We start from the raw sequence: 16,797 nt of genomic DNA, 5'->3' as shown, positions 1-16,797 counted from the left end.
ATCACGCGCCGCTTAACGCGACGGGATACCGCCCTTGAAATTCGCCTTGCGCAGCAGTGATTCGTATTGCTGCGACATGACGTAGTTCTGAACTTGAGCCATGAAGTCCATGGTTACCACCACTACGATCAGCAGTGAGGTACCGCCGAAATACACTGGAACTTTCCAGTACGACGTCATGAACTCCGGCAGCAGGCACACCAGGGTGATGTAGACCGCACCGGCGAGGGTCAGGCGCATCAGGATCTTGTCGATGTAGCGCGCAGTCTGCTCGCCCGGACGGATGCCCGGAACAAATGCGCCGCTCTTCTTCAAGTTGTCCGCCGTTTCCTTGCTGTTGAATACCAGCGCCGTATAGAAGAAGCAGAAGAACACGATCGCCACCGCATACAGCAACGCATGGATCGGCTGACCTGCGCTCAGCGACGCTGCCAGATCCTTCAGGAACCCGATGAAGGGGCTGGAGGCGTCCTTGCCGCGCGTGAACCAGTCAACGATCGTGGCCGGGAACAGGATGATCGACGAAGCGAAGATCGGCGGGATCACACCAGCCATGTTCAGCTTCAGCGGCAGGTGGCTGGTTTGGCCACCGTAGATCTTGTTACCGACCTGGCGTTTCGCGTAATTCACCAGGATCTTGCGCTGGCCGCGTTCTACGAACACGACCGCGTAGGTCACCAGGGCCACCAGAATCACGATGAAGATTGCGGAAATGCTGCTGATCGAACCTTGCGACACCAGGGTGAACAGATTACCCAGTGCGCTCGGCAGACCGGCTGCAATACCGGCAAAGATGATGATCGAGATACCGTTGCCAAGACCACGTTCCGTGATCTGCTCACCCAGCCACATGAGGAACATGGTGCCAGTGAGAAGCGTCACGACGGTCACGAAGCGGAACGCCATGCCCGGATCGAGCACGAGGCCTTGCTGGGCTTCCAGCGCGACCGCGATGCCGAACGCCTGGAACAGAGCCAGCACCACCGTGAAATACCGGGTGTACTGGGTGATCTTGCGGCGGCCGGCCTCGCCTTCCTTCTTCAGTGCCTCCATCTGCGGCGAGACGATCGACACCAGCTGCATGATGATCGAAGCCGAAATATAAGGCGTGATACCGAGAGCGAACACGGCAAAGCGGGACAAGGCGCCGCCCGAGAACATGTTGAACATGCCCAGGATGCCGCCTTCGTTCTGCTTGAACAGCTGGGCCATGGCGACCGGATCAATCCCGGGGACCGGGATGTGAGCTCCGATGCGGTACACGACCAATGCCCCAAGCAGGAACCACAACCGGCCCCAGGGGAAACCGGATGCGGCACTTTTACCAAGTTGTGAATTAGTCGCCAATTTTTGCTCCGATCAGGCAGCGGTCGCTTTTAGGCGACCGAACCGCCAGCTGCTTCGATCGCTGCCTTCGCGCCAGCGGTGGCTTTGATGCCTTTCAGGTTCACCGCTTTGGTGATTTCACCCGACAGGATCACGCGCACATCGCGAGCGACGACCGACAGCACACCGGCTTGCTTCAGCACCAGGATGTCGACATCGCCGACGGCCAGGTTGTTCAGGTCCGACAGACGGACTTCAGCCTTGAACGTGGCGTTCAGGGACTTGAAGCCGCGCTTCGGCAGACGGCGCTGCAGAGGCATCTGACCGCCTTCGAAGCCGACTTTGTGGAAGCCGCCCGAACGCGATTTCTGACCTTTGTGACCGCGGCCGGCAGTCTTGCCCAGGCCCGAGCCGATACCGCGACCGACGCGACGCTTAGCGTGCTTGGCGCCGTCAGCAGGTTGAATGGTATTGAGTTGCATTGTTTTCTCCGTTAACCAAGCCGCGGCTTAGTCGACAATTTTCACGAGGTAGTTGACCTTGTTGATCATGCCGCGGATCGCCGGGGTGTCCTGCAGCTCGGAAACCGAGTTGACACGACGCAGACCCAGACCGCGCACGGTGGCGCGGTGATCCTGACGGGTACCGATCAGGCCTTTGACCAGCTTGACTTTGATGGTGTTTGCCATGGTAATTCCCCTTAACCCAGGATCTCTTCGACCGACTTGCCGCGCTTGGCAGCGATGTCAGCCGGAGTGCTCATCTTCGCCAGACCGTCGAGGGTCGCACGAACCAGGTTGTACGGGTTCGACGAACCGGTCGACTTGGCGACCACGTCGGTCACGCCCATCACCTCGAAGATTGCGCGCATTGCGCCGCCGGCGATCACGCCGGTACCCGGCTTGGCCGGAGCCATCAGGACGCGCGAGGCGCCGTGACGACCGGTAACGGTGTGCTGCAGGGTACCGTTCTTGAGGGGCACCTTGATCAGGTTGCGGCGGGCTTCTTCCATTGCCTTCTGCACGCCGACCGGAACTTCCTTCGACTTGCCTTTACCCATGCCGATGCGGCCATCGCCGTCACCGACAACGGTCAGCGCTGCAAAACCCATGATACGACCACCCTTGACCACTTTGGTCACGCGGTTGATCGCGATCATTTTCTCGCGCATGCCATCATCCGGCTTGTCGCTTGCCATTTTCGCTTGCATTTTTGCCATGACGATTCTTCCTTAGAACTTCAGACCGGCTTCACGCGCGGCCTCAGCCAGCGCCTTCACACGGCCGTGGTAACGGAAACCCGAACGGTCGAATGCGACTTCGGTGATCCCTGCTTTCAGTGCTTTCTCTGCGACGCGCTTGCCGACCAGTGCGGCTGCAGCGGCGTTGCCGCCCGCACCCGACTTGCCGCCCAGCTCGGCGCGCACTTCTGCTTCCAGCGACGAAGCCGAAACCAGGACTTTCGCATCCGGGCTGATCAGGTTCGCATAGATGTGCAGGTTGGTGCGGTGCACCGACAGGCGGTTCACGCCCAGCTGCGCGATCTTGATGCGGGTTTGGCGTCCACGACGCAGACGCGATTCTTTCTTGTCCATCGTCAGCTCCGATTATTTCTTCTTGGTTTCTTTAAGCTTCACCACTTCGTCCGAATAACGGACACCCTTGCCTTTGTAAGGCTCAGGCGAGCGGTAAGCGCGCACTTCAGCGGCAACCTGGCCGACCTTTTGGCGATCGATACCCTTGATCAGGATTTCGGTCGGGGTCGGGGTTGCTGCAGTGATACCTTCCGGCATCGCGTGCAGAACCGGGTGCGAGAAGCCCAGCGACAGGTTCAGGGCGTTGCCCTGCACAGCTGCCTTGTAGCCCACGCCGACCAGGGTCAGCTTGCGCTCGAAGCCCTTGGTCACGCCGGTAACCATGTTGTTGACCAGGGCGCGCAGGGTACCCGACATGGCGTTCGATTCACGGGAATCGTTCACGACGTCGAAGGTCAGCGAGCCATTGTTGTTTTCTACTTTGACCAGACCGTTCAGCGGCTGGGTCAGCGAGCCCAGCGGGCCCTTGACCGTGATCGCCGAAGCGGAGATCTGGACGTCAGTGCCGGCCGGAACGGCGATCGGCATCTTAGCTACTCGAGACATCGTCTACTCCTTAAGCCACGTAGCACAGCACTTCGCCACCGACACCGGTTGCGCGTGCTTTGCGGTCGGTCATCACACCCTTCGGGGTCGAGACGATTGCCACACCCAGGCCGTTCATGACCTGAGGGATTTCGTCCTTGCCCTTGTAGATGCGCAGGCCAGGACGGGATACGCGCTCGATGCGCTCGATAACCGGACGGCCAACGTAATACTTCAAACCGATGTTCAGTTCAGCCTTGCCACCTTCGGTGGACACGGCGAAATCTTCGATGTAACCCTCGTCCTTCAGGACGTTGGCGATCGCAACTTTCACTTTCGACGACGGCATCGACACGTTGGTCTTTTGCACGCCTTGTGCGTTGCGGATGCGGGTCAGCATATCGGCGATAGGATCGCTCATACTCATTGCTTATTCTCCTATTACCAGCTAGCTTTGGTCATACCCGGGATTTCGCCTTTCATGGCGAATTCGCGGAGTTTAATACGGGCCAGACCGAATTTACGGAAAGTGCCACGCGGACGGCCGGTGATGGCGCAGCGGTTACGCTGGCGGGTCGGCGCCGAGTTACGCGGCAGGGCCTGCAGTTTCAGGCGAGCTTCGTAACGCTCTTCTTCGGTCTTCGACTGGTCGTCGATGATTGCTTTCAGAGCGGCACGCTTTGCGGCGAATTTCTCCACCAGGTCTGCACGCTTCTGTTCGCGGTTGATCAGTGCAAGTTTTGCCATGTTCTTAGTTCCGGAACGGGAATTTGAAGGCGGCGAGCAGCGCTTTGGCTTCTTCGTCGGTCTTAGCGGTCGTGGTGATCGAGATGTTCATGCCACGCAGCGCATCGATCTTGTCGTAATCGATTTCCGGGAAGATGATCTGCTCTTTGACGCCGATGTTGTAGTTACCGCGACCATCGAACGACTTGCCGCTGACGCCACGGAAGTCACGCACGCGCGGCAGGGCCACGGTGATGAAACGGTCCAGGAATTCGTACATGCGGGCGCCGCGCAGGGTCACCATCGTGCCGATCGGGTAGCCTTCGCGGATCTTGAAACCTGCGATTGCCTTGCGAGCCTTGGTCACGACCGGCTTCTGGCCGGCGATCTTGGTCAGGTCGCCAGTGGCGTGCTCGATGATCTTCTTGTCGGCGACAGCTTCCGACAGACCCATGTTCAGGGTGATCTTGGTCAGGCGCGGCACTTCCATCACCGACTTGTAACCGAATTTTTCGGTCAGTTCGGAGACGACTTTGTCTTTATACAGTTGTTGCAGACGGGCCATTTCTTATTACCCCTTCACTACTTCGCCGTTCGACTTGAAGACGCGGACTTTTTTGCCATCCACTTCTTTGAAGCCAACGCGATCAGCCTTGCCGGACGCTGCATTGAACAGCGCGACATTCGACACGTGAATCGGCATGGTCTTGTCGACGATACCACCAGTTACGCCGGTCATCGGGTTCGGCTTGACGGCCTTCTTGGCCACGTTCACGCCTTCAACGATGACGTGCTCAGCATCTACTCGCTGCTGAACGACACCGCGCTTGCCCTTGTCTTTACCGGCCAGAACGATGACTTCGTCGTTTTTACGAATCTTATCCATTACGACTCCCTTACAGAACTTCAGGTGCCAGGGACACGATCTTCATGAACTTTTCGGTGCGCAGTTCGCGGGTCACCGGTCCGAAGATACGGGTGCCGATCGGCTCCAGCTTGGCGTTCAGCAGCACGGCGGCATTGCCGTCGAACTTCACCAGGGAACCGTCCTGGCGGCGCACACCTTTAGCGGTACGCACAACCACGGCATTGTAGATTTCACCTTTCTTGACGCGGCCGCGCGGAGCAGCCTGCTTCACGGTGACCTTGATCACGTCGCCAATGCTGGCGTAACGGCGTTTGGAGCCGCCCAATACCTTGATGCACAGAACTTCTTTGGCACCGGTATTGTCGGCTACTTCGAGCCGGCTTTCGGTTTGAATCATGATATTTTCTTTCCCAACTTAAGCCGTAGAAAATCCCACAGATAATCTGTGGGCCTGCGGTCAGTCTTGGTCCCGCCGTAGCGCCCCTGCTGGAGCATTACGTTTGGGTGATTGGACTTTCCAATTACTTCATTGCAGGCCGCAGACATCGCGGGGACAACTGCGGCAACACATGAACGAAGCCCGCTAGTATCTCAGATACCAGCGGGCCTCGCAAGACAAATTTTCAGGCGTTACAGAACCTGTGCGACCTGTACAACTTTGGTCAGGGTCCAAGCCTTCGTCTTCGAGATCGGACGACCTTCCTGGATCTCGACCGTGTCGCCGGTCTTGGCCTGGTTGGTCTCGTCGTGCGCGTGATACTTGTTCGAGCGCACGATGATCTTGCCGTACAGCGGGTGCTTGACGTGACGCTCGACCAGCACGGTTACCGTCTTGTCCATCTTGTCGGACACGACCTTGCCGACCAGCGTACGCTTCAGCGCCGTTTTAGTGGTGTCGTTCATTTGGCTTCCTTCTGGGTCATCACGGTTTTGACGCGTGCGATATCGCGGCGCACCTTCTTGAGCTGAGCGGTGTTGGTCAGCTGCTGCGTTGCGACTTGCATGCGCAGACCGAACTGTGCCTTCAGCAGCTCATTCAGCTCTTGCTGCAGAGCTGCCTGGTCCTTGCCGCGGAGTTCCGTTGCTTTCATTCTTAACTCCTGTTATTGGCCGACTTGGCGCACCACGAAAGTGGTTGCCAGCGGCAGTTTGGCAGCGGCCAGGCGGAATGCTTCGCGCGCCAGTTCTTCTGCGACGCCGTCCATCTCATACAGGACCTTGCCCGGCTGGATTTCAGCGACGTAGTACTCCGGATTACCCTTACCGTTACCCATACGGACTTCAGCCGGCTTGTTCGAGATCGGCTTGTCCGGGAAGATACGGATCCAGATACGGCCGCCACGCTTGATGTGACGGGTCATGGCACGACGTGCCGCTTCGATCTGGCGAGCCGTGATACGGCCGCGGGCAACGGCCTTCAGGCCGAACTCACCGAACGACACAGCGGTGCCGCGGGTGTGCGAAATGCCGGTGTTACGGCCTTTCTGCTCTTTACGATACTTTCTGCGGGATGGCTGCAGCATGCTTATTCTCCTGCTTTCTCAGCAGCCGGCTTGGCAGCGCGGCGGCCTGCTGGTGCGGTACCTGGCTTGGCGCCCGGACGGCCACGGCCAGCCGGTTTGCCGTCGTCACGACGCGGACCGCGCGGCTTTTTCTCGTCGGCCGGCACGTCGATCACCGGTGCTTCGCCGGTCGGCGAACGGTCACCCTTGTAGACCCAGACCTTGACACCGATGATGCCGTAGGTGGTCGAGGCTTCGCTGGTGCCGTAGTCGATGTCGGCGCGCAGGGTGTGCAGCGGCACACGGCCTTCGCGGTACCATTCGGTACGTGCGATCTCGATGCCGTTCAGACGGCCCGACGACATGATCTTGATGCCGACAGCGCCCAGGCGCATGGCGTTCTGCATCGCGCGCTTCATGGCGCGACGGAACATGATGCGCTTTTCGAGCTGCTGGGCGATCGAATCGGCGATCAGCTGCGAGTCGATTTCCGGCTTGCGGATCTCTTCGATATTGACGTGCACCGGCACGCCCATGATCTTGGTCAGCGACGACTTCAGAACTTCGATGTCTTCGCCTTTCTTGCCGATGACCACGCCCGGACGCGACGAGTAGATGGTGAAGCGTGCGTTCTTGGCCGGACGCTCGATCACGATGCGGCCGACGGAAGCGTTCTTCAGCTTCTTCTTCAGGAAAGCGCGTGCTTCCAGGTCTTCCTTCAGCATGTCGGCGAAATTGCCGTTGCCCGCGTACCAGCGCGACGCCCAGTTACGGGTGACCGCCAGGCGGAAGCCGGTTGGGTGGATTTTCTGACCCATCGTATGCTCCTTAGTTACCGACAGTCACGTAGACGTGACAGGATTGTTTCGAAATGCGATCACCGCGGCCTTTGGCGCGAGCCGTAAAGCGCTTCAGGATCGGACCCTTTTCGACATAGATCTGAACGACCTTCAGTTCGTCGATGTCGGCACCATCGTTGTGCTCGGCGTTCGCGATTGCGGACTCCAGCACCTTCTTGATGATGGTGGCGCCTTTTTTCGGGCTGAACTGCAGGATGTTCAGCGCGGCGTCGACCTTCTTGCCGCGGATCAGGTCCGCAACCAGGCGGCCCTTCTGCTCGGACAGGCGAACGCCTTTGAGGATTGCTTTAGTTTCCATTATCGTTTCGCCTTCTTGTCAGCAGCGTGGCCCTTGAACGTACGGGTCAGCGCGAATTCGCCGAGCTTGTGGCCGACCATGTTCTCCGACACGTACACAGGCACGTGGACCTTACCGTTGTGCACGGCAATGGTCAGACCGATGAAGTCCGGAGTGATCGTCGAGCGGCGCGACCAGGTTTTGACTGGCTTCTTGTCTTTGGCTGCTTGCGCGGCTTCGACTTTCTTCACCAGGTGGGCGTCGATGAACGGCCCTTTTTTCAATGAACGAGTCATGTTTTATCCCTTATTTCTTGCCGCGGCGCGAGACGATCATCGACGAAGTGCGCTTGTTCGAACGCGTCTTCTTGCCCTTGGTCTGCTGGCCCCATGGCGACACCGGATGACGACCGGCTGCCGTACGACCTTCACCACCACCGTGCGGGTGGTCGATCGGGTTCATGACGACACCGCGGACGGTCGGGCGGACACCGCGCCAACGCATCGCACCGGCTTTACCGATCTTGCGCAGGCTGTGCTCGGCATTGCCGACTTCACCCACGGTGGCGCGGCACTCGATGTGCACGCGGCGCACTTCACCCGAGCGCAGGCGAACCTGGGCGTAGGTGCCTTCACGGGCCATCAGCACGACAGCGGCACCGGCGGTGCGGGCCATCTGTGCGCCTTTACCCGGCAGCATTTCGACGCAGTGCATCACGGTACCAACCGGGATGTTGCGGATCGGCAGGCAGTTACCGGCCTTGATCGGTGCTTCCGAACCGTTCATCAGCGTGTCGCCGACAGCAACGCCCTTCGGGGCGATGATGTAAGCACGTGCGCCGTCGGCGTAGCACAGCAGCGCGATGTGCGCGGTACGGTTCGGGTCGTATTCGATACGCTCGACCTTTGCCGGGATGCCATCCTTGCTGTTGCGCTTGAAGTCCACGACACGGTAGTGGTGCTTGTGACCACCGCCGATGTGACGGGTCGTGATGTGACCGTTGTTGTTACGGCCAGCAGTCTTCGATTTCTTTTCAACCAGGGCTGCGAACGGACGACCCTTGTACAGGTCGCTGTTCACAACCTTCACCATGCCGCGGCGGCCTGGGGAGGTTGGCTTCATCTTAACGAGTGCCATTATTTAGCCTCCTCGACAAAATTGATTTCCTGGCCTGGCTTCAGGCACACGAAAGCACGCTTGGTGTGGTTGCGGCGACCGATGAAACGGCCCGAGCGCTTCTGCTTGCCTTCGCGGTTCACGGTCTGCACTGATTCCACTTCGACTTTGAACAGCAGCTCGACGGCAGCCTTGATTTCCGGCTTGGTCGCATCCGGCAGAACCTTGAACACGATCTGTTCGTTCTTTTCAGCGACGAAGGTCGCCTTTTCGGAAATGACCGGAGCCAGCAGCACCTTCATCAGGCGCTCTTCGCTGAATTTGATTGCGGCGCTCATGCGTACATCTCCTCGATCTTGGCCAGAGCAGCTTTGGTGACCAGGACTTTCTTGTAGAACACCAGCGACATCGGGTCAGCATGCTTCGGCTCGACAACCAGCACGTTCGGCAGGTTGCGCGATGCCAGCAGCAGGTTTTCGTCGATGGTGTCGGTGATCACCAGGACCGATTCCAGGCCCATGCTCTGCAGCTTCTGCGACAGCAGCTTGGTCTTCGGGGCTTCGATCGACAGGTTCTCGACGACGTTCAGACGCTCTTCGCGGGCCAGCTGCGACAGGATCGAGCACATACCGGCGCGATACATCTTCTTGTTGACTTTGTGCGAGAAGTTCTCGTCAGGCGAGTTCGGGAAGATACGACCACCACCACGCCACAGCGGCGAGGACGACATACCGGCACGAGCACGGCCCGTACCTTTTTGACGCCACGGCTTCTTGGTGGTGTGGCTGACTTCTTCACGATCCTTCTGCTTGCGGTTACCCGAGCGCGCGTTAGCGGCGTAGGCGACCACGATCTGGTGGATCAGTGCTTCGTTGTAATCGCGACCGAAGACTTCGTCGGTGGCGCTCACGTTCGAGCCGGCTTGGCCTTGCTCATTCAGGAGCTTCAGTTCCATCGTTTAAGCTCCCTTCTTTGCTTTGACTTTGACAGCCGGCTTGACAACCACTTGGCCGTTCTTGGCGCCAGGAACGGCACCCTTGACCAGCAGCAGTTGACGCTCGGCGTCGATACGGGCGATTTCCAGGTTCTGGGTGGTGACAGTGACATCACCCATGTGACCGGTCATGCGCTTACCAGGGAACACGCGACCCGGATCCTGTGCCATACCGATGGAACCCGGCACGTTGTGCGAACGCGAGTTACCGTGGGTAGCACGGCCAGACGAGAAGTTGTAACGCTTGATGGTACCGGCGTAGCCCTTACCGATCGAGGTGCCTTGCACGTCGATTTTCTGACCCACTTCGAACATCGAGACATTGACTGCGTCGCCAGCTTTGAAACCAGCGGCTTGAGCGGCGTCGATGCGGAATTCCTTCAGCAGCGTACCGGCTTCGACACCAGCTTTGGCGTAGTGACCCGCACTGGCCTTGTTCACGCGCGAGGCGCGACGTTGACCGAATACGACCTGAACAGCGGAGTAACCGTCAGTTTCAGGAGTTTTGACTTGCGCAACACGGTTGTTCGACACGTCCAGCACGGTGACGGGAATCGAATCGCCGTCGTCCGTGAAGATGCGCATCATGCCAACCTTGCGACCGAGGAGGCCCAGGCTCATTTTTTCTCCATTCCCACCTACGATTGGGCGGGGCTAATTGAACTACAAAAACGCATGGGCAAAAAAAGACTAGCCCATACCGAAGCCGGCTAGTATAGCGCGCGCGTCGAGTAGGCGCAACAGAAGAATGCGGAAGCTGACGCGGTCTGTTGCGTTTTACGCTGTAGTCGTGGAGAAGAAAGAAATCTGATCTTGTCGATCAGCACAGAAAAGGCAGCACGGCTACCTTTTCTCTGCAGGCTCGAGGCCTGCGATATGGAGGAATTCTGGTGGGCGGTGCAGGATTCGAACCTGCGACCCCTTGGATGTCGACCAAGTATTCTAACCAGCTGAACTAACCGCCCGGGGAGGCCGCATTATAAGGGCCGCAATCAGGAAAGTGCAATACCCATCCGTGAAATTCTTTATCCGCCCGGCATGATGCTATCGTGACACGGGTTGTCGATGCAGTTTCACAATGTTATCCTTGTAATGCTCCATCGAGGGACAAGCGCAGTCTCACCCCTAAAATACTTATAACTCCTCACGCTGGCGCACGGCTGCAAATCAAGCCAGCCGCTGTCTTTTCCCTCCTCGCCGGCAGGCCCGCCATCGCGCGTACGGCCTCGCCATTTCCCAAGCGTGCACCGGCCCACGGCCGCGTACCTGCACGCCCACGCCCAGAAAAAAGGATGATCGCATGTCCGCTACCATTTCCCGCTTCCCCTCCCCCGTCCTCGATCCCCGCAAGCTCGTCCTCGCCACCGACCTCGACGGCACGCTGCTGGCCGGCTCCGGCGACGCCCGGCGCCAGGTGCGCGAACTGTTCAGCGGAGGACTGGAAGGCGCGACGCTGGTATTCGTGACCGGCCGCGGCCTCGAATCGGTGATGCCGCTGCTGTCCGATCCGACCATCCCGACCCCGCATTACATCATCGCCGACGTCGGCTCGACGATCGTCCGCGGCCGCGACCTGCGCCCGGTCGAGCCCCTGCATCACGAGACCGCCGCCAACTGGCCCGGCAGCCACGCGGTCGTGAAGGCCCTGGCCGGCTTTCCCGGGCTGCAGCGCCAGAGCGTGCCGCAGGAGCGCCGCTGCTCCTTCCTCTCCAGCGAAGCCGGCGTGACGCCCGCGCTGCGCGCCGCCGTCGAAAGCCTCGGCTGCGACCTGCTGTTCTCGGCGGGCCGCTACCTGGACGTGCTGCCGCGCGGCGTCTGCAAGGGCTCGGCGCTGCGCCGGCTGGCGGACGCCGCCGGCTTCGACCACTCGCAGGTGGTGGTGGCGGGCGATACCCTGAACGACCTTTCGCTGTTCGAGGCCGGCTTCAAGGGCATCGCCGTCGGCGGTTCCGAGCCGGCGCTGGTGGCGCGGGTGCGGCGCATGAAGCACGCGTATATCGCCGACGGCGAGGGTTGCGACGGCATTCTCGAAGGGCTGGCGCACCACGGGCTGACGCTTGCCGATACGGACGCCGCCGCCGAGCCCACGCGCGGAAAAGCCGGACTGGTGATGGTCTACCACCGCCTGCCCTACGACGAGGCGGTCGAGAACGGCGTCAGCGTGCGCCGCCGCCCGAAGAGCCCGAACGGCATCATGCCGACCCTGCTCAGCCTGTTCGCCGACGGCCGCACCGGCTCCTGGGTCGCCTGGTCGCAGCAGGACTCCCGTACGCCGGCAGGCTTCGTCACGCACGAAGCGGTCGACGCCGAACGCTACCCGAACCTGGAAGCGGCGCGCATCGCCCTCACTGGCGAGGACGTCGACCTGTTCTACAAAAAATTCTCGAAAGAGGCGTTCTGGCCGATCATCTTCTCCTTCCCGGACAAGGCCGAGTTCCGCCAGGACCATTGGGAGCGCTTCCTCGAGGTGAACCGCCTGTTCGCCGAGCAGACCGCGCGCGAAGCGCAGGACGGCGCCACCGCCTGGATCCACGACTACAACCTGTGGATGGTGCCGGCCTTCCTGCGTCCGCTGCGCCCGGACCTGAAGATCGCCTTCTTCCACCACACGGCTTTCCCGTCGAGCGACGTGTTCAACATCCTGCCATGGCGGCGCGAGATCCTGGCCAGCCTGCTGCAGTGCGACTACATCGGCTTCCATATCCCGCGCTACGCCGAGAACTTCGTCGACGCCGCACGCGCCTTCGCGCCGCTCGAGGTCCTCGAACGCGCCCAGTGCGCGCCGCGCTTCCTCACCTACGGCTGCGCGCTCGGGGTCGATACCGTCGCCACCACCATCGAAGCCGGCGGCCGCAGGATCGCGCTCGGCGCGCATCCGGTCGGCACCGACGTCGGCTCGATCGAGCGCCTGCTCGGCACCGAAGCGGTGGCGAGCAGCCTGGCCGAGATCGACGCCTACCTGGACGGCCGCACCGGCATCGTCTCGATCGAGCGCCTCGACTACGTCAAGGGCTCGCTGGAAAAGCTGCAGGCCTTCGAGCGCCTGCTGGAGCTGCATCCGGAGCTGGCCGGCAAGGTGACGCTGCTGAACATCATCACGCCGGCAGCACCGGGCATGGAAGTCTACGAAGCCCTGCGCGAGGAACTGGACCGCACGGTAGGCCGGATCAACGGCCGCTTCTCGACGCTGGACTGGGTGCCGGTGCGCTATTTCTACCGTTCGCTGCCGTTCGAAGCGGTGCTGGCGCACTACGCGGCCTGCGGCATCGCCTGGATCACGCCGCTGCGCGACGGCCTCAACCTGGTCGCCAAGGAATACATTGCCGCGCGCAAGGCAGCCGGCAAGGCGGGCGTGCTGATCCTGTCGGAATTCGCCGGCGCCGCGGTCGAACTGCACGGCGCATTGCTGACCAACCCCTACGATACGCATTCGATGACGAGCACCCTGTACCGCGCCATTACAATGAGGCAGGACGAGGCCGTCTATCGCACCGAGCGCCTGGCGGCCATCGTGGCCGAGCACGACGTGGCGCGCTGGGGCGCGGACTTCCTGGACGCGGTCGAGCGCGCCGCCCTGGAAGGCGATGCCCTCGCGCAAGCCGCATGAGCAAACCCTGCAATCGACCTCGAAAGGATGCTGCATGGAAGTGATGTTCCTGAATAACACGGTGCTGAGCTGGCTGACCGCGCTGGGCATCGCGGTCGGCGTCGCGCTCGCCCTGCACCTGGTGAAGAATGTGGTGGTGCACCGGCTGGGCATCATCGCGGCGCGCACGGACACCAAACTCGACGACATCGCCGTGGCCGCGCTGCTGGCCACCAGGACCTCGGTGATCCTGATCATGGGCCTGTACGCAGGCAGCACGGTGCTGGCCCTGCCGCTGTCGGTGAAGCTGTTCGCGACGCGCTTCGCCATCGTGAGCGGACTGATCCAGGCGGCAATCTGGGGCAATACCGCGCTGCGCGCCTGGCTGGCCGAGTACTACGGCAACACGAACACCGACCCGGCCCGCGCGACCTCGGCCGCGGCAGTCGGTTTCATTGCGCGCATGGTGCTGTGGATCGTGATCCTCCTGATGATCCTGGATAACCTGGGCGTGAACATCACCACCCTGGTGGCCTCGCTGGGCATCGGCGGTATCGCGGTGGCGCTGGCGGTGCAGAATATCCTCGGAGACCTGTTCGCTTCGCTCTCCATCGTGCTCGACAAGCCCTTCGTGATCGGCGACTTCGTCATCGTCGACAAGTTCCTGGGCACGATCGAGTACGTCGGCCTGAAGACCACCCGTATCCGCAGCCTGAGCGGCGAGCAGCTGGTGTTCTCGAACGCCGACCTGCTCAGGAGCCGGCTACAGAACATGACGCGCATGAACCGGCGCCGGGTGGTGTTCGGGGTCAGCGTCACCTACGACACCCCGACCTCGAAGCTGCGCGCAATTCCACCGCTGCTGACCGAGCTCGTCAAGGCGCGGGAAACGGTCAGCTTCGACCGCGCCCACTTCAGCGGGATCGGCCCGTCCTCGTACAACTTCGAAGTCGTGTACTGGGTCGAGACACCGGATTACCTGCGCTTCATGGACATCCAGCAGGAGATCTACCTGCAGATGCTGGACCGCTTCGCCGAGATGGACATCGAGCTGGCCTTCCCTGCCCAGACCCTGCATGTGCGCGATGCGCGCGACCTGGCGGCGCAGGCCCGCGACGGCATCGTGCCGGTCGAGCGCGGCCCGGTGCCCTTGCCGCCGGCGGCAAGCTAGCGTTCAGGGAATGGATCAGTGTGCGGGCGCGGTCGAGGCCCGCACCACCAGCGAGCTGGCCAAGGCGATATTGCGCAGCGGCTCACGCACGCCGCGGATGCGCTCGATCAGCCGCTTGATCGCCAGCCGCGCCATCTCGCGCTTCGGCGGCGCGATGGTGGTCAGCGGCGGCGTCGCATAGCTGGCGGCGCAGATGTCGTCGTAGCCGACCACCGACAGCTCGCCGGGCACCTGGATCCCGGCGCTGCCGGCTGCGCACAGGCCGCCGATCGCCATCAGGTCGCTGGTGACGAACACGGCGCTCGGGCGTTGGGGCCGCGCCAGCAGCCTGGCAAAAGCCGCGTAGCCGCCGGCGCTGGTGAATTCCACGTGAACCACGTTGTCATCAGGCACCTCGATCCCCGCTTCACGCATCGCACGTAGGAAACCGCCGACCCGTTCGCGGCTGCGCGGCAGGTCGACCGGGCCCGACACGCAGGCGATGGCGCGGTGGCCCAGCTCGATCAGGTGGCGCGTGGCCTGGCAGGCGCCCTCCTCCTGGCCGGCCAGGACCAGGTCGGCGTCCAACCCCGGCAGGGCGCGCTCGAGCTGGATGACGGGCACGGATTCGTGGCGCAGCAGCAAATCGTGTTCTTCGTCGGCGCCGCTGGCGACCAGGACCAGGCCGTCGATGCGCCGCTCCATCAGCAGGCGCAGGTATGCGGTCTGCTTGCGCGCGTCGCCGTGGGCGTTGCAGAGGATGATGTGGTAGCCCGACTCGAAAGCGGCGTCCTCGATCCAGCGGAGCAGTTCGGCAAAATAGGGATTCGAACTGTTCGGCACCAGCACGCCGATAATGTTGGTCTTGTCGTTCTTGAGGCTGCGGGCGACGGCGCTGGGAACGTAGCGCATCTCGTCGATGATGCCCAGCACCCTGCACCGCACCTCATCGCTGACGGCGCGCGTATTGTTGATCACATGCGAAACCGTCGAGATCGAGACCCCCGCACGTTGCGCCACCTGCTTCATTGTTGCCATCGCGTTCCTCCTGAAGCGCGATTATCACCGATGTGTTTCAAAAGTTGCAACATCAATGAGCTCTTGCGGGCGGTCCAGGTACAGGAACACGCAACGCAGGCCGGACCGCTCGACGCCCAGGCGCGTCAGGCGCACTGGGCTGTCTGGCTTCAAGATCAGGACGGTGTTCGGCTTATCAAGAGCAGAAGCGCGCACGGCATGGGACGCTCGATGCCGTGGCGGCGCAGCCAGCGGTCGGCGGGCTCGTCGATACGCTGGCAGGCGGCGATCAGCACGATCGCGCAGCGCGGGCGGCAGGATGAGCCTGACGGCCATATGCCAACGAAGACCAGTCAGGCGGCGCCGATCACGTCCAGCCACGGGATGTGGTGCAAGCGCTTTGCGCGCAGGGAGAGAAGCGGAAATAGTTGTCATGCCGATCCTCAGAATATTGCCAACAGCAACTTTAGGAACGGTCGCTCAAGAAGCTGCGGCGTCAAGCTCCGTGTCTTCGGGAGTCAGGCGCACATATTGGATATTCAGCGTGATCGCTTCGCTATAACGAAGTACAAAGGAGTCGCCATCGACGGCATAAAAGCGCGTTTCAGCGCTACTCGCAATAGACGCATCAGACTTGTCCTTGCTGATCGGGCGGCGTACGACACTCTGCAAGACGAGCCGGTCGAGCTGTCCCTCAGCGTCGACATAGAACTCATCCAATACACCGACGTAGAGCACCGCCTCCTTACCTATTTCCACGATGGCCGACACGACGATGAAGTCAGGTGCTTCATCGCGCTCGAAATCTGCTCCGGTAAGCAGGTAATACCATGGCGCTTGATGAAAGCGAAAAATCTCGCTTAATGGTGCGCCAGCGCGATCGAGCCGGTACCGGGAGATGACATAGCGTATGAGCTTGGGCAACGCGAACGCAACACTGATGAGTGTTGCAAAATAGGCGGCGATCCAGTTGAACTGGCGCCCTACGATGTCGGTCGCCTCGGCCTGAATGGTCGAGGCGGAGGACAAAAGCTTCATCAGCACGACCGGTTCAAAGTCGTGTTTGAAGACAAGATGGGAAACGTAAAGCCAGAGCGAATGTAGCGCGAGAGCCCACAAGATGGCTTCCGCAGCGACCTGTCCGAAAGGTGAAAAGTCGAGAGAAGTTCGCTCGGCCCGTTTGAGGTTCGTACGGAAGATAAAGCCGGGCAGGAGCAGGAAGAAGACGATGAGTGCAGGCAGCGCTACATTCATCG

The 16,797-nt window shown here is 61.1% G+C and carries 25 protein-coding genes and 1 tRNA gene; 2 read left to right on the top strand and 24 right to left on the bottom strand.

From position 1 onward, the window contains the following. Positions 1-12 precede the first annotated feature (12 nt). From secY to AM586_RS16840, 22 genes are all read right to left on the bottom strand, one after another. Positions 13-1,347, bottom strand: a complete 1,335-nt coding sequence (secY, locus tag AM586_RS16945; RefSeq protein ID WP_047826110.1) for a preprotein translocase subunit SecY — start codon at positions 1,345-1,347, stop codon at positions 13-15. A gap of 29 nt (positions 1,348-1,376) precedes the next feature. Further along, the gene (gene rplO / locus AM586_RS16940; protein ID WP_047826111.1) at positions 1,377-1,808 is read right to left on the bottom strand and encodes a 50S ribosomal protein L15; all 432 of its coding nucleotides are present in this window, start codon (positions 1,806-1,808) and stop codon (positions 1,377-1,379) included. Positions 1,809-1,835: 27 nt separating this feature from the next. Then, positions 1,836-2,015 (bottom strand): 50S ribosomal protein L30, encoded by a 180-nt coding sequence (gene rpmD, locus AM586_RS16935; RefSeq protein WP_036240361.1) that lies wholly within the window; start codon positions 2,013-2,015, stop codon positions 1,836-1,838. Positions 2,016-2,026: 11 nt separating this feature from the next. After that, positions 2,027-2,545 carry a 30S ribosomal protein S5 gene (gene rpsE / locus AM586_RS16930; RefSeq protein ID WP_047826112.1) on the bottom strand — a complete coding sequence of 173 codons (519 nt, stop codon included), beginning with the start codon at positions 2,543-2,545 and terminating at the stop codon, positions 2,027-2,029. Between the two features lie 12 nt (positions 2,546-2,557). Then, a complete protein-coding gene (gene rplR / locus AM586_RS16925; RefSeq protein WP_047826113.1) occupies positions 2,558-2,920 on the bottom strand; it encodes a 50S ribosomal protein L18 in 363 nt (120 codons plus the stop codon). Between the two features lie 12 nt (positions 2,921-2,932). Continuing rightward, on the bottom strand, positions 2,933-3,466 hold the full coding sequence (gene rplF, locus AM586_RS16920) for a 50S ribosomal protein L6 (RefSeq protein ID WP_047826114.1): 534 nt from the start codon (positions 3,464-3,466) through the stop codon (positions 2,933-2,935). 10 nt (positions 3,467-3,476) lie between these two features. Further along, positions 3,477-3,872 carry a 30S ribosomal protein S8 gene (gene rpsH / locus AM586_RS16915; protein WP_047826115.1) on the bottom strand — a complete coding sequence of 132 codons (396 nt, stop codon included), beginning with the start codon at positions 3,870-3,872 and terminating at the stop codon, positions 3,477-3,479. Between the two features lie 14 nt (positions 3,873-3,886). After that, positions 3,887-4,192: a 30S ribosomal protein S14 gene (gene rpsN, locus AM586_RS16910; RefSeq protein ID WP_047826116.1), complete on the bottom strand. Its 306-nt coding sequence runs from the start codon at positions 4,190-4,192 to the stop codon at positions 3,887-3,889. A 4-nt stretch (positions 4,193-4,196) separates the two neighbouring features. Further along, positions 4,197-4,736: a 50S ribosomal protein L5 gene (gene rplE, locus AM586_RS16905; protein ID WP_047826117.1), complete on the bottom strand. Its 540-nt coding sequence runs from the start codon at positions 4,734-4,736 to the stop codon at positions 4,197-4,199. A gap of 6 nt (positions 4,737-4,742) precedes the next feature. After that, complete coding sequence (gene rplX, locus AM586_RS16900) at positions 4,743-5,057, bottom strand: 50S ribosomal protein L24 (RefSeq protein ID WP_047826118.1); 315 nt, start codon at positions 5,055-5,057, stop codon at positions 4,743-4,745. A 10-nt stretch (positions 5,058-5,067) separates the two neighbouring features. Continuing rightward, the gene (rplN, locus tag AM586_RS16895) at positions 5,068-5,436 is read right to left on the bottom strand and encodes a 50S ribosomal protein L14 (protein WP_036172202.1); all 369 of its coding nucleotides are present in this window, start codon (positions 5,434-5,436) and stop codon (positions 5,068-5,070) included. 233 nt (positions 5,437-5,669) lie between these two features. Further along, positions 5,670-5,942, bottom strand: a complete 273-nt coding sequence (gene rpsQ / locus AM586_RS16890; RefSeq protein ID WP_047826119.1) for a 30S ribosomal protein S17 — start codon at positions 5,940-5,942, stop codon at positions 5,670-5,672. Then, positions 5,939-6,130: a 50S ribosomal protein L29 gene (gene rpmC, locus AM586_RS16885; RefSeq protein ID WP_047826120.1), complete on the bottom strand. Its 192-nt coding sequence runs from the start codon at positions 6,128-6,130 to the stop codon at positions 5,939-5,941. The genes rpsQ and rpmC overlap by 4 nt, the downstream gene beginning before the upstream one ends. 12 nt (positions 6,131-6,142) lie before the next feature. Beyond that, positions 6,143-6,562, bottom strand: a complete 420-nt coding sequence (gene rplP / locus AM586_RS16880; RefSeq protein WP_005663456.1) for a 50S ribosomal protein L16 — start codon at positions 6,560-6,562, stop codon at positions 6,143-6,145. Positions 6,563-6,564: 2 nt separating this feature from the next. Beyond that, complete coding sequence (gene rpsC, locus AM586_RS16875; protein WP_036240339.1) at positions 6,565-7,359, bottom strand: 30S ribosomal protein S3; 795 nt, start codon at positions 7,357-7,359, stop codon at positions 6,565-6,567. Between the two features lie 10 nt (positions 7,360-7,369). Continuing rightward, positions 7,370-7,702, bottom strand: a complete 333-nt coding sequence (gene rplV / locus AM586_RS16870) for a 50S ribosomal protein L22 (RefSeq protein WP_170976705.1) — start codon at positions 7,700-7,702, stop codon at positions 7,370-7,372. Next, positions 7,699-7,974 carry a 30S ribosomal protein S19 gene (gene rpsS, locus AM586_RS16865; protein ID WP_047826122.1) on the bottom strand — a complete coding sequence of 92 codons (276 nt, stop codon included), beginning with the start codon at positions 7,972-7,974 and terminating at the stop codon, positions 7,699-7,701. The genes rplV and rpsS overlap by 4 nt, the downstream gene beginning before the upstream one ends. Positions 7,975-7,984: 10 nt before the next feature. Further along, entirely contained in the window at positions 7,985-8,815 is an 831-nt protein-coding gene (gene rplB, locus AM586_RS16860; protein WP_047826123.1) for a 50S ribosomal protein L2, read from the bottom strand. Next, the gene (gene rplW / locus AM586_RS16855; RefSeq protein ID WP_047826124.1) at positions 8,815-9,132 is read right to left on the bottom strand and encodes a 50S ribosomal protein L23; all 318 of its coding nucleotides are present in this window, start codon (positions 9,130-9,132) and stop codon (positions 8,815-8,817) included. Before rplW ends, rplB begins: the two co-directional genes overlap by 1 nt. Further along, a complete protein-coding gene (gene rplD, locus AM586_RS16850; protein ID WP_047826125.1) occupies positions 9,129-9,749 on the bottom strand; it encodes a 50S ribosomal protein L4 in 621 nt (206 codons plus the stop codon). The genes rplW and rplD overlap by 4 nt, the downstream gene beginning before the upstream one ends. A gap of 3 nt (positions 9,750-9,752) precedes the next feature. Beyond that, positions 9,753-10,409: a 50S ribosomal protein L3 gene (gene rplC / locus AM586_RS16845; RefSeq protein WP_047826126.1), complete on the bottom strand. Its 657-nt coding sequence runs from the start codon at positions 10,407-10,409 to the stop codon at positions 9,753-9,755. A 267-nt stretch (positions 10,410-10,676) separates the two neighbouring features. Beyond that, positions 10,677-10,753: transfer RNA gene (locus AM586_RS16840), tRNA-Val, on the bottom strand. A 335-nt stretch (positions 10,754-11,088) separates the two neighbouring features. Here AM586_RS16840 and ggpS point away from each other — a divergent pair. After that, positions 11,089-13,395, top strand: a complete 2,307-nt coding sequence (gene ggpS / locus AM586_RS16835) for a glucosylglycerol-phosphate synthase (RefSeq protein ID WP_047826127.1) — start codon at positions 11,089-11,091, stop codon at positions 13,393-13,395. Between the two features lie 34 nt (positions 13,396-13,429). Beyond that, a complete protein-coding gene (locus AM586_RS16830) occupies positions 13,430-14,545 on the top strand; it encodes a mechanosensitive ion channel family protein (RefSeq protein ID WP_047826137.1) in 1,116 nt (371 codons plus the stop codon). Between the two features lie 15 nt (positions 14,546-14,560). On the opposite strand, the gene AM586_RS16825 is transcribed toward AM586_RS16830, so the two are convergent. Further along, entirely contained in the window at positions 14,561-15,562 is a 1,002-nt protein-coding gene (locus tag AM586_RS16825) for a LacI family DNA-binding transcriptional regulator (protein ID WP_047826128.1), read from the bottom strand. Between the two features lie 459 nt (positions 15,563-16,021). After that, on the bottom strand, positions 16,022-16,795 hold the full coding sequence (locus AM586_RS16820; protein WP_052234111.1) for a hypothetical protein: 774 nt from the start codon (positions 16,793-16,795) through the stop codon (positions 16,022-16,024). Positions 16,796-16,797: the final 2 nt, after the last annotated feature.

Origin of the sequence: Massilia sp. WG5 (genome assembly GCF_001412595.2) — a bacterium.
Classification (GTDB): domain Bacteria; phylum Pseudomonadota; class Gammaproteobacteria; order Burkholderiales; family Burkholderiaceae_D; genus Telluria.
Note: the sequence above shows the minus strand (reverse complement) of the source record. Positions and strands in the feature narration are given on the sequence as shown.

What these genes read in the sequence shown, in the direction of transcription:
- rplO (WP_047826111.1), bottom strand. Translation starts at nt 1,808, where the DNA reads ATGCAACTCAATACCATTCAACCTGCTGACGGCGCCAAGCACGCTAAG.
- rpmD (WP_036240361.1), bottom strand. Translation starts at nt 2,015, where the DNA reads ATGGCAAACACCATCAAAGTCAAGCTGGTCAAAGGCCTGATCGGTACC.
- rpsE (WP_047826112.1), bottom strand. Translation starts at nt 2,545, where the DNA reads ATGGCAAAAATGCAAGCGAAAATGGCAAGCGACAAGCCGGATGATGGC.
- rplR (WP_047826113.1), bottom strand. Translation starts at nt 2,920, where the DNA reads ATGGACAAGAAAGAATCGCGTCTGCGTCGTGGACGCCAAACCCGCATC.
- rplF (WP_047826114.1), bottom strand. Translation starts at nt 3,466, where the DNA reads ATGTCTCGAGTAGCTAAGATGCCGATCGCCGTTCCGGCCGGCACTGAC.
- rpsH (WP_047826115.1), bottom strand. Translation starts at nt 3,872, where the DNA reads ATGAGTATGAGCGATCCTATCGCCGATATGCTGACCCGCATCCGCAAC.
- rpsN (WP_047826116.1), bottom strand. Translation starts at nt 4,192, where the DNA reads ATGGCAAAACTTGCACTGATCAACCGCGAACAGAAGCGTGCAGACCTG.
- rplE (WP_047826117.1), bottom strand. Translation starts at nt 4,736, where the DNA reads ATGGCCCGTCTGCAACAACTGTATAAAGACAAAGTCGTCTCCGAACTG.
- rplX (WP_047826118.1), bottom strand. Translation starts at nt 5,057, where the DNA reads ATGGATAAGATTCGTAAAAACGACGAAGTCATCGTTCTGGCCGGTAAA.
- rplN (WP_036172202.1), bottom strand. Translation starts at nt 5,436, where the DNA reads ATGATTCAAACCGAAAGCCGGCTCGAAGTAGCCGACAATACCGGTGCC.
- rpsQ (WP_047826119.1), bottom strand. Translation starts at nt 5,942, where the DNA reads ATGAACGACACCACTAAAACGGCGCTGAAGCGTACGCTGGTCGGCAAG.
- rpmC (WP_047826120.1), bottom strand. Translation starts at nt 6,130, where the DNA reads ATGAAAGCAACGGAACTCCGCGGCAAGGACCAGGCAGCTCTGCAGCAA.
- rplP (WP_005663456.1), bottom strand. Translation starts at nt 6,562, where the DNA reads ATGCTGCAGCCATCCCGCAGAAAGTATCGTAAAGAGCAGAAAGGCCGT.
- rpsC (WP_036240339.1), bottom strand. Translation starts at nt 7,359, where the DNA reads ATGGGTCAGAAAATCCACCCAACCGGCTTCCGCCTGGCGGTCACCCGT.
- rpsS (WP_047826122.1), bottom strand. Translation starts at nt 7,974, where the DNA reads ATGACTCGTTCATTGAAAAAAGGGCCGTTCATCGACGCCCACCTGGTG.
- rplB (WP_047826123.1), bottom strand. Translation starts at nt 8,815, where the DNA reads ATGGCACTCGTTAAGATGAAGCCAACCTCCCCAGGCCGCCGCGGCATG.
- rplW (WP_047826124.1), bottom strand. Translation starts at nt 9,132, where the DNA reads ATGAGCGCCGCAATCAAATTCAGCGAAGAGCGCCTGATGAAGGTGCTG.
- rplD (WP_047826125.1), bottom strand. Translation starts at nt 9,749, where the DNA reads ATGGAACTGAAGCTCCTGAATGAGCAAGGCCAAGCCGGCTCGAACGTG.
- rplC (WP_047826126.1), bottom strand. Translation starts at nt 10,409, where the DNA reads ATGAGCCTGGGCCTCCTCGGTCGCAAGGTTGGCATGATGCGCATCTTC.
- ggpS (WP_047826127.1), top strand. Translation starts at nt 11,089, where the DNA reads ATGTCCGCTACCATTTCCCGCTTCCCCTCCCCCGTCCTCGATCCCCGC.
- AM586_RS16830 (WP_047826137.1), top strand. Translation starts at nt 13,430, where the DNA reads ATGGAAGTGATGTTCCTGAATAACACGGTGCTGAGCTGGCTGACCGCG.
- AM586_RS16825 (WP_047826128.1), bottom strand. Translation starts at nt 15,562, where the DNA reads ATGGCAACAATGAAGCAGGTGGCGCAACGTGCGGGGGTCTCGATCTCG.
- AM586_RS16820 (WP_052234111.1), bottom strand. Translation starts at nt 16,795, where the DNA reads ATGAATGTAGCGCTGCCTGCACTCATCGTCTTCTTCCTGCTCCTGCCC.